This window comes from Sessilibacter corallicola (genome assembly GCF_021290925.1).
GTDB classification, from domain to species: domain Bacteria; phylum Pseudomonadota; class Gammaproteobacteria; order Pseudomonadales; family Cellvibrionaceae; genus Sessilibacter; species Sessilibacter corallicola.
Window position 1 is genome coordinate 334,052 of record NZ_JAJSLX010000003.1, and the last position, 10,243, is coordinate 344,294.

A 10,243-nucleotide genomic window follows, 5' to 3' on the forward strand; every position below is an offset into this window, starting at 1 on the left:
TGCGTCTTATTTTTAAAAACTGTGCCTAGTTAAATAGCTAACCACTTTTAAAATTTTATTCATTGATTGCTTTAACATTTATGGAGAGCCAATTCATGAGAGTTATTATTTTTACTTTTTTGTGCCTAATGTCGGCCAGCAGTTACAGTGCCACATTTTATATTGATCCGATAAACGGTTCGTCCAGCAACGACGGTTCTCAAGAATTACCTTGGCGAACATTACAAGAAGTTATTGAAAATCGCTTAATCGAATCGCAACGTTGGTCTGCGCCCTACTCAGCTGACTCTACGTTAGAAAACGTGAATGTTGGCGCACCGGTTAAAGCCGGAGATACACTCGTATTAATGTCAGGTTATCACGGCGACATTGCATTGGATCGCTATATCAATGCCGAAGACATTGTGATTCAAGCAGGATTGAATCAAACACCCACCGTCAGCAGTATTTTCATACGCTCATCAGCGCGCTGGGTAATTAGTGGCTTAAGTGTCAGCAACAGCCATTCTCCAATTGCTGATTTTCACACCGGAGTACTGGTTGATGTTGAGTCGCACAGTTTTAGAGGCCCAAGTTCAGAAATACGTATTATCGGCAATGATATTTTCAGTGCTCCCGATGTAAGTCATTGGAGTGTTGAAGATTGGGCGAATTTAGGCTCAAGCGGTATTGATATTGCTGCGGAGAATTCCACGGTTGCTAACAATACCATTTACAATATTCGCTTTGGCATAACCACCTTTGACGATCATGCGTACGTTTACGGTAATTCCATTATTAATTTTGCCGGCGATGGTATGAGAGGACTCGGCAATTACAGCGAATTCAGCAATAATTTCGTCGCCAATGCATTCGATATAAACGGCAACCACGACGATGGTTTTCAGAGCTGGAGCCGCAACGGACAACCGGTTGTTGGTGTTATTTTACGCAACAATCACTTTATTACCGACTTTAATCACCCAAACCCTGCCCTGTTATCTAACTTTCAAGGCATCGGTGCTTTCGATGGTTTCTACCACGATTGGATTGTTGAAAATAATGTTCTGCAAATCGAACATTGGCATGGAATTTCTTTATACGGAGCTAGAAATTGTACGGTAATTAATAATACCGTTATTGATTACAACGACGATCCACGAATGCGCCCTTGGATCAGAATTAATCCGCACAAAAACGGCACTCACGGTGAAGGTAATATCGTTCGTAATAATATCGGTAGAATTGTGATTGAAGATTCTGGAACGGTTTCTGACCACAATTTGAGCCCAAGCAATGCAGAATTTTCTAACTACTTTGTAGACAGAAATAATTTTGACTTACACCTCAACGCGCAATCACCTGCCATTGGTGCTGGTTCGTTTAAGAAAGCGCCGGTGCAAGACGCCGATGGAACTCCACGTGTAAAACGCATTGATGCGGGAGCTTATCAAGCAAGATAGCTCTTGTTTTAGTTTCAGGAGAGTTTACTTTTTGAGTAATCCGTTGTTGTGTATTACAACGGATTACTTGCAATTACACGGTTACTATTTTCACTCAATAAATTAATTAATGAGTCGGCCTGCGACGTTTGTCTATTTCTGTGTGGCGAGCTTTTGAATTTTCAGCCTCAAACTCAATCATTGATTTTCCGTCTAATGTAGCCAACGGAAGACGAGCGTCTCTTTCGAGTTGGCCGTCGGCAATCAGTGATAAATATCGAGAACAGCACACGCGTAAAAATGACGTGAAATTACCCAAATCATGGTCGGCATCCATTGCTTCTAGATACAATCGTGTAATTAATTGGCCAACGGATAAATCGTCGCGATCAGCAATTTCTTCCAGCATATTCCAGAAAAAATGTTCTAAACGGATGGAGGTAACCACGCCGTCGATTCGAATGGATCGAGTATTTGGTTTCCAAAGTTGACTGTCGGCTTCAATAAATAATTTACACATTGTGTTCTCGATATTACGTCGATTGAAATTATTGGGTTAATAATGCTACAAATTGCTTAAGAAATTCAGGATGCGCAGGCCACGCTGGCGCACTAACGAGGTTTTTATCGGTAATAGCATCGGTTATAGCGATATCAGCATAAATACCACCGCACGCTTGTACTTCAGGTTTGCACGCTGGGTACGCCGAAACTTTATAATCGTTTAAAACGTTGGCTGCGGCCAGCAATTGAAGACCGTGACAAATCGATGCAACCGGCTTATTCGCGTCAAAAAATGTGCGTACAATCGCCAATACATTTTCGTTTAAGCGCAGATATTCTGGCGCACGGCCTCCGGGAATGTAGAGAGCATCATAGTTTGAAGCATCGATTTCATCGAAGGTGGCATTTAATTCAAAATTATGACCGGGCTTTTCGGTGTAGGTTTGATGGCCTTCAAAATCGTGTATAGCCGTTGCAATGGTTTCACAGGATTTTTTACCCGGACAAACAGCATCTACCTGGTAACCAAATGCAATTAACGCCTGAAACGGCACCATGTTTTCGTAGTCTTCAACAAAGTCGCCGGTAATCATAAGAATCTTTTTCATAATGCCTACTCGTAGTTTTATAGAATTAATAAGAGGTTATTACTACGGGAATGATTACATCATGTAATTTCGGCGCCGGGGTAATATCATTATACTACGCAGTAACAAGCACTTAGATTTAAGCAGACTTTCTTTGACTGCTGGTTCTCTAATTATTTACTCTTTGATTACTTGTTCTACGATTATTTAATTTACGATCGCTTATTCTATAACAGGCAATGAGTCATCATTTCTCGACAGTGATTATCGGCAAGTTTCAGTGTTGCCGAAGTTTTATCGGTATCGAAGTGATTAGTGCTGAAATTGATCAAGCTATGGTCTATTATTTTTAGACGACCAACAATAATAAGTGGGAGGTAATAAACGATGAGTTGTTCAAATACCCATAAGCATGATCATGTGCACGGCCCAGGCTGCGGTCATACGGCAATCAAGCACGGTGATCATGTCGACTACGTTCACGACGGTCATTTGCATCATCCGCACGAAGATCATTACGACGAGCATGTAATTGAAGTAAGTGCCACCAATCCAGACGGCTGCCAACCTATTTCGAGTTGTGGGAATCACGTTCATGGTCCAGGTTGCGGCCACGAAGCCGTTCCCCACGGGGACCATATTGATTACATTGTTGATGGACGATTACATCATGTCCACGATGGCCACTGTGATGATCACGGACCGATTGAGATCTTAAATCAATAACTTTTTAAATCAACAAAAGTCGGTCGACGATTAAATAACAGAAACAAGCGCTTTTATCTCATTGATTGGCAATAAAGGCGCTTATTCTGCATATCTAATTTTTTAGCTCTTTTTTAGTTGCTGAGTTGCCGTTTATTGCTGATCAGTATAAACGGTGTAAAACATTGCCAGCGCAAATGAGAACAACGTTAATATTCCCAAATAATACAAACTGCCTAAACCTATACCAGAATGGTCAATGGAAATTTTGTAACTCAAAATTAACGTCGACCAGCCAAAGCTTTTAATTATAATCACCGTAAGTTGGCTCAACGCTTCGGGAAAAAAGACCTTTTGGTGTTTTCTCATCGATAAACTGATTAATACCAAGCCTATTGCCGCAGTTATAAATTCCAGCACGGTTATCCCTCCGCCAAGTTTTGCGTATCGGCAGGAGTATCTTCCGCTTCGGTAGCTGTAGAAGAATCAGCACTGTATTTTTTATACAAGTAAGCACACGCAATAAAGCCAATTCCAACTACGCCAGATAAAAAATCAAAGCTCACATACACCCAATCGAGATTGGCAAGAGAAGTAAATAAGCCACGATCTGTGGTGATGGAATTAACAATAGGCACCAGAATAAATAGGCATGCGGCAAACAGAAGTTGCTCCATCCAAGCGTAGTGTCGAGGTCGTAATAACGCATGAAACGTTAATAATAACCATGTAACAAATAAAACATCCAACTCAGCACTGACTCTGTTGGGCAAATCTAACGGCAAAATACGATTGGCGAGAAAGTAAGCGGCAATGGCAGCTGGCAAACCAACAATGGTCGCAATATTAAACTTTTCAATAAGCTGAATATTCATTGGAATCGGCAGCCCCAGGCGAAGATTTTTAATTCGTCTTTTTTGTATCCAAAGAATTAATCCCGAACCAATCATGGCCGTGCCGAATATCCCAGAAATAAAGTACAACCAGCGGAGGCTTATATCGGCAAATAAGCCTTCATGAATGCCTAAGAAATCTCGATAAAAAACGGTTCCTGCGGGTTGCTCACCATCGGCGATTAATTCGCCGGTAACGCCATCGAACAACCAATCTTGACTGTAAGTGAAATTATCCGTCAGGATTCGTACATTAATTCGAGCCGCACCGTTGTTGGGATGATCGATATTGATGGTTTCAACAACAGTGTTATCGCCTTTAATCTCACGAATTTTGTCGTAGAAAAAGCTCAATGGCATCATTTCGGCACTGTGTTCTGAACGCACAATTGGCGGAGGATACATTTTAGTATCACTCACCGCTTTTGATTCGTTGTTGCCATAAACGCCAAAATAAACCAACGGCATTAACGTTAGATAGAAAAACACCAAACCGCTGTAGGTGATCATAAAGTGGAACGGCAAGGCGAGCACACCAAAAATATTGTGAATATCTAACCAGGAGCGCTGCTTTTTAAAGGGACGAAAAGTGAATATTTCTTGAAAGATTTTTCGATGGGCGATTACGCTGGTGGTCAATGCAACCAGCATAAACATGGTACAAATTCCTACCAAAATATTACCAACCAGCTCCGGCACATAATGCAAATCGTAATGCATTTTATACAATTTTTGGCCGCCACCGGTTTCGCGGTAATTTACTACCTCACCATTGAGGTCTAATGTTTGAATAACGGTGCCGTGATAAATTTTTGCGCCGTTATGATCGATCTCTGGGTTGGGTTTCCAACGCACAATTAGGTCTGAGTGGTTGCGATTAACCGGCAAAGTCACACGCCACGATTTGGCCTCAGGCGCTTCATTATTAAGGTATTGTTCGGCTAAGGTGATGGCTTGCCTTGAGTCTATATTACCGTCAAAAACGGGTCTTTCTGGCTGCATCCAACGGTCAATTTCTGTATCGAAATAGCCTAATGTTCCCGTGAGAAATACAAAAAACAACACCCAACCGACAACTAAGCCTGCCCAAGTATGAAGCCACGTCATCGATTGCCTGAAATTACTGCCAATCATGACAAGCTCCTTACCAAGCCAATTAAGCAACCAAGCAGCACCGTCGGAATCAACAGCCCTAACCAAACGCGTTTTAAACTGCTGGCGTAAAAACTCCACATAATTGCCACAACCCATACGGCAAAAGTTGCCATGATGCCGAACACGAATGCTGAGCCGTCGTCAGTGGGTAAAATCAGGGACAAAAATATTCCGGAGGCGGTCGCTACAAGGTAGCCAATAAAAACAGCGGCGATAACACGAAAGGTTACCAATAATTTGGGGTGCATCTGCATAAATAGAATCAGAAGTTGAAAATAACAACCTTACAATCGAATGCCCTAATTTACTGTTTTCTCAATCAATTGGGAAATCGTAACCAGATTTAAATCAATCAAAATAATCAGTGGCGCGTTAATTTATTGCATTAGATAATGATAACAATTATCATTAATAATATCAATTCGCATATAAATCCATTAGAAACACCGACAACTCTAGGAATCTCAGGTTAACCCCAGATCACTCGGGCCTGTACGTTTGGCCTAATGTGTTTGGTCTGATTACGACGCTTTTAAGGTCAGATGGGTTAACCAGAAATTCCTATAGATTCTTTACGAATATAAGGGCTAGGACCTTACTTATGGCAACTAAGTTATTTTCAACTAATCTTTTGGTGCTCGGAATTTGCCACGCAATGGCGGCCAACAGTGCTGAAACGGTAATCGAAGAAATCACGGTTTACGGAACTGACTCCGATCGTTACAACGCGAAAGAAGCCGTATCTACCACAGGCTTCAAAAGCTCGCTGCTTGATACCGCGCGCTCAATTCAGGTCATTCCTGAGCAAATTATTTTGGATCAGCAATCGTTAGAATTGGACGACACCCTCAGAAATATCAGTGGTGTTCAGCCGTTTAAAGTGGTTGGTGGTACCGGCGACAGCTTTATTTTACGTGGATTCCGCGTTAACTCGATTTACCAGGACGGTTTCCGTTTGGCACAGGAAGGCCGACGCGTACAAACACCAAACGTTGACCACGTAGAAGTGGTTAAAGGTGCAACTGCCCTGCTTTACGGTCAAACCGAACCCGGCGGCGTTATTAACGTTGTGACTAAAAGGCCAGAAGCCGTGACTCGTAACTTCTTATCGACTAATTTCGATGACGAAGGCCAACAGTACACGTTTGCGGATTTCACTGGTTCGTTTAACGAAGACGAAACTCTGCTTTATCGTCTGGTAACTTCTTACGAAGACACCGATACCTTCCGCGAAGCCACCAGCGAATCCAACATTTTACGTAAGAGTTTCTCCCCTTCTCTTACTTGGATTATTTCAGACGTTGACCAAATTACCGCAGCGGTTGAAATTGTTTCCAGTGAAGCGCCGATCGATCGCGGTACTGTCGTAGTCCAAGACGCCAACGGTAATTTTGATCTCGCTAATATTCCTGAAGATCGTCGTTTGGGTGAAGACCTCGATGTACTCGACAGCCTTCAAAAAACCGCTCGTATCGAATACCAACACACTTTTGCTAACGATTGGAAATTCGAGTCTATTTTCAACTACGAAGAAAACGACGCGTTCAGTTATCAAAATAACCCATCGCTAGCTTCAAACGGCTTATTGCCAGGATTACCACCCATCAGTTCAATTCTTGCAACCGGTGGTGCTGGCTTGTCATTTAACAGTGTTCCTGAAGACGGTGTATTACTTCGTACCTCGTTTGAAAGTGATACCCTTGACGAAAACTTCTTCGTTGCTTTCCGTTTTACCGGCGAAATTGAAGCGTTTGGTAAACAACACGTTATTGCAACCGGTATTGATGCCTACCAACGCAACCAAGATTTCAAGAGCAATGTATCTCTAGTCACCTTGGCGGAAACTGGTTTAGCTGGTCAGATTCCTGTTCCTGATTTCACTTTGTTCACCGAATTTAATGCGCTGAATATTTTCGATCCAACCTTCGATGATTTCCGCCGCGATGTCACTCCGGTTTCTACAACCGATACTGAAGATGAGCAAATCGGTATTTATATTCAGGATCAGATTACACTTAACGATCAATGGATTGCTTCGCTAGGTTTACGTTTTGACCAATTCGAACGTGAAATCACCACACGATCCATTTTAAGTGCATTCCCGAATCCAGCATTGTCTGCGTTTGCATTTGTGCCAGACGGTACAACGACCCGTTTCCGTGGCGATTCAGAAACTGAGCTTTCACCTAACGCCGGTTTGGTATTTAAGCCGACTGAAACCGTTTCTCTATACACAAGCTACAGCGAATCATTCACACCAAACGTTGTGCAAAACACCATTACCGGTGAAGCACAAAACCAAGACCCAAGTGAAAGTAAGCAATTCGAAGTGGGTGTTAAAGGCTCTTTCTTTGATGAAGCGCTTAACTTCAACGTTGCTATTTACGACCTAGAACTAGAAAACGTTCTCAACGGAACTGACCCGCTAACGGGTGCCGGTGTATTTAACGGCGAGCAAGAATCTCGCGGTTTAGAAATTGATACCAGTATTCAATTCTTAAATGGCTTAAACGTGGTTGCCGCTTACGCTTACACCGATGCTGAAATTTCTGAAAGCCAATTCCTTGAAGGAAACGACCCGCAAGGTGTTGCAGAAAACAGCGCCAGCATTTGGGCAAGTTACGAATTTAAAGAAGGTAGCTTCCGTGGTTTGGGTTTGGGTGCCGGTGCATTCTACACGGGTGATCGTTACGCTGATGGCGCGAACACCATCGAGCTTGATGATTACACCTTGCTTGAAGCCACCGCTTGGTACTACTTCCCAATCGGTAGCGGCTCACAAGTGCGTGTTCAAGCAGGCGTGAAAAACCTAACCGACGAAGAATACTTCATTCCAGGCAGTAACAACTTCCGTATCGGTGTTGGTCAACCACGAACCGTCTTTGCCAGTGCTTCATTAGAATTCTAATGAACACCTAAAGCGTTTACACAGGGATGTTTCTTGAAGCACAAGGATGTGCTTACCAACCCCATCTTCTATCTATTCCACTCTATCCCAATTAATTTGTAGTCTTTTTATTTATTGTTAATAACTTCTAAATTGCAATAAATTAACTAATCGATTTAATTATAATCGGCACACATTAAAGACTGAATTTCAGCAATCTTGAGTTAAACAAGAAATTTAAAGATAAGAGCTTTGGAAGGGTTGTCTAAGACTTTTCGAAGGATTCAAACTCGCACATCCTTGTGCATAAGAATTCACAGTTATTTGTTTACGAACAAATTAAGCGGTTTCTTTATCCATAAATATCTCAGGCATATGCTCACTCAACTCTGCCTTACCGGAATCCATTTTGATGTATCGGTCGGCAATATCGAAGTATTGATCGTCATGGCTGATCACCAATACGGTTTTACCTTTAGCTTTAAGATCGGGCAAAATTTGCGTATAGAAAATACGCTTGAACAACGGGTCTTGATCGGCAGCCCACTCGTCAAATACATAAAAATCGCGATCTTCTAAATAAGCGGTTAACAGCGCTAAACGTTTCTTTTGCCCTTGCGACAATTGAACCGTGGATAGCTTGCCATCTTCTACTTTCACTTTATGGTTAAGTTGCAGTTTTTCAATGTAGCTCTCAGCTAAGGCATCGATTTCGGTGTCTTCAAAACCGAGCAGCTGCTCAAATAAGAAGAAGTCTACAAACACAACAGAAAATAATTGTCGATAACTTTCTAAATTGTTGGATTCAACAATAACATCGTCAACCTTAATGTTGCCGCTTTCAGGTTCGTACAAACCGAGCAACAATTTGGCGAATGTGGTTTTACCGCTACCGTTGCCGCCAATTAAGAAAATAAGCTCACCTCGGTTAATGCTCATATCAATGGGACCAAGTTGAAAATGCGTATCTTCCAACTCACGGTAATAGCTGTGAATCACACTGTCGAGACTGATGGTTTGCCATTGTTTGCTTTCGATAAGCTGCACATTATCGGGCGTCTCAAGTTTACCCTCTTCCTCTAAATTCAAATCTAAACCGAGCTTTTGAATTTTACGTAAGCCTACCGAGGTTTTCGCCAGTTCGGGAATGGCAGAAACGACCACTTCCATCGGACCTTGAATAAATAAAAACACCATAACGTAGCCAGTTAATGTGGCTGCATCTAGGTTTGCCCAACTCGGGAATAAATACACCAAAAAGCCAATGATCATAAAGAACATTAACAAGCCAAAACTTCCAGCAAATGAATAGTAGCGTGTACCACTGATGGTTTTATCGGCATAACCTTGTGCGGCTTCTTGCAGTGGACCATTAAAAAACATTTCGCGTCGTTTGCGATGGATTTTTAATTCCTTGGTGCCAGAACAAATTGCCTGAAAACCTTGATAAAGATTATCGGCAAATCCGCGGGCTTCATTTAATAAACCTAGCGCGCGTGACTCTGGTAAGCGGTAGACCATGACCCCAGCAAAAATAAAGAACAAGGCCAGTAAAAATAACCACCACGATAACCAAAGCATATACACCAAGCAGCCGCTGATGACGGCCAAATTAATGAATAGAAACGGCAATCGCATAATGCCGTTTGCCAACGCTGCTACGTCGTCGGTCAGTGTTGCCAATAATTTATGCGGGCCTTGGCGCTCAGTCACTTTCAGTGGCGCTGCAAGAATTTTTTTGCTCAAACGCATGCGCATTTCAGCGATACTTTTTTGGCTTAGCTTGGTCAGTAATACCGTTGAGTTCACTCGAAAGAACACCATTGCCGCTAGCAAAGCGGTAAACAGTCCCATCGATAACACAGTTACTTCGCCAATGTTGTGCAATGCCTGGTTGATCAACGCCAACAGCCCTACCATACAAAGGCCGGAACCAATTCCCGCAAGCACGGCAAGAATAAATGTTTGCCGCGATGAGGAAAAAATAAAACGCATTAATTCCATTGAATTTTCCACAGCTCTTAAATGAGCGTTATATTCTTATCAATATCCAATGCGCCGCTCTAAATCTTTCTTAAACTTACGTTCTAA

General features: G+C 42.3%; 9 protein-coding genes. 3 read left to right on the plus strand and 6 right to left on the minus strand.

Annotated elements, in window-relative coordinates; translation table 11 throughout:
• Positions 1-95 precede the first annotated feature (95 nt).
• The gene (locus tag LU361_RS15780) at positions 96-1,442 is read left to right on the plus strand and encodes a choice-of-anchor Q domain-containing protein (protein ID WP_233089850.1); all 1,347 of its coding nucleotides are present in this window, start codon (positions 96-98) and stop codon (positions 1,440-1,442) included.
• Between the two features lie 106 nt (positions 1,443-1,548).
• Here LU361_RS15780 and LU361_RS15785 read toward each other — a convergent pair whose 3' ends face one another.
• Both LU361_RS15785 and LU361_RS15790 read right to left on the minus strand, forming a co-directional pair.
• Positions 1,549-1,941, minus strand: a complete 393-nt coding sequence (locus LU361_RS15785) for a ribbon-helix-helix domain-containing protein (RefSeq protein WP_233089851.1) — start codon at positions 1,939-1,941, stop codon at positions 1,549-1,551.
• A gap of 28 nt (positions 1,942-1,969) precedes the next feature.
• Complete coding sequence (locus LU361_RS15790) at positions 1,970-2,533, minus strand: DJ-1/PfpI family protein (protein WP_233089852.1); 564 nt, start codon at positions 2,531-2,533, stop codon at positions 1,970-1,972.
• Between the two features lie 366 nt (positions 2,534-2,899).
• Between LU361_RS15790 and LU361_RS15795 the strand changes: the two genes are divergently transcribed.
• Positions 2,900-3,238, plus strand: a complete 339-nt coding sequence (locus LU361_RS15795) for a hypothetical protein (protein ID WP_233089853.1) — start codon at positions 2,900-2,902, stop codon at positions 3,236-3,238.
• A gap of 132 nt (positions 3,239-3,370) precedes the next feature.
• Here the strand turns inward: LU361_RS15795 and LU361_RS15800 are convergent, their stop codons facing one another.
• From LU361_RS15800 to LU361_RS15810, 3 genes are read right to left on the minus strand one after another with little or no spacing between them, the layout of a single operon-like run.
• Positions 3,371-3,637: a DUF3325 domain-containing protein gene (locus LU361_RS15800; RefSeq protein WP_233089854.1), complete on the minus strand. Its 267-nt coding sequence runs from the start codon at positions 3,635-3,637 to the stop codon at positions 3,371-3,373.
• Between the two features lie 2 nt (positions 3,638-3,639).
• Complete coding sequence (locus LU361_RS15805) at positions 3,640-5,244, minus strand: PepSY-associated TM helix domain-containing protein (protein ID WP_233089855.1); 1,605 nt, start codon at positions 5,242-5,244, stop codon at positions 3,640-3,642.
• Positions 5,241-5,519 carry a DUF3649 domain-containing protein gene (locus LU361_RS15810; RefSeq protein ID WP_233089856.1) on the minus strand — a complete coding sequence of 93 codons (279 nt, stop codon included), beginning with the start codon at positions 5,517-5,519 and terminating at the stop codon, positions 5,241-5,243. Before LU361_RS15810 ends, LU361_RS15805 begins: the two co-directional genes overlap by 4 nt.
• A gap of 347 nt (positions 5,520-5,866) precedes the next feature.
• On the opposite strand from LU361_RS15810, the gene LU361_RS15815 reads away from it, so the two are divergent.
• A complete protein-coding gene (locus LU361_RS15815; protein WP_233089857.1) occupies positions 5,867-8,173 on the plus strand; it encodes a TonB-dependent siderophore receptor in 2,307 nt (768 codons plus the stop codon).
• Between the two features lie 318 nt (positions 8,174-8,491).
• On the opposite strand, the gene LU361_RS15820 is transcribed toward LU361_RS15815, so the two are convergent.
• The gene (locus LU361_RS15820; protein ID WP_233089858.1) at positions 8,492-10,156 is read right to left on the minus strand and encodes a cyclic peptide export ABC transporter; all 1,665 of its coding nucleotides are present in this window, start codon (positions 10,154-10,156) and stop codon (positions 8,492-8,494) included.
• Between the last annotated feature and the right edge of the window lie 87 nt (positions 10,157-10,243).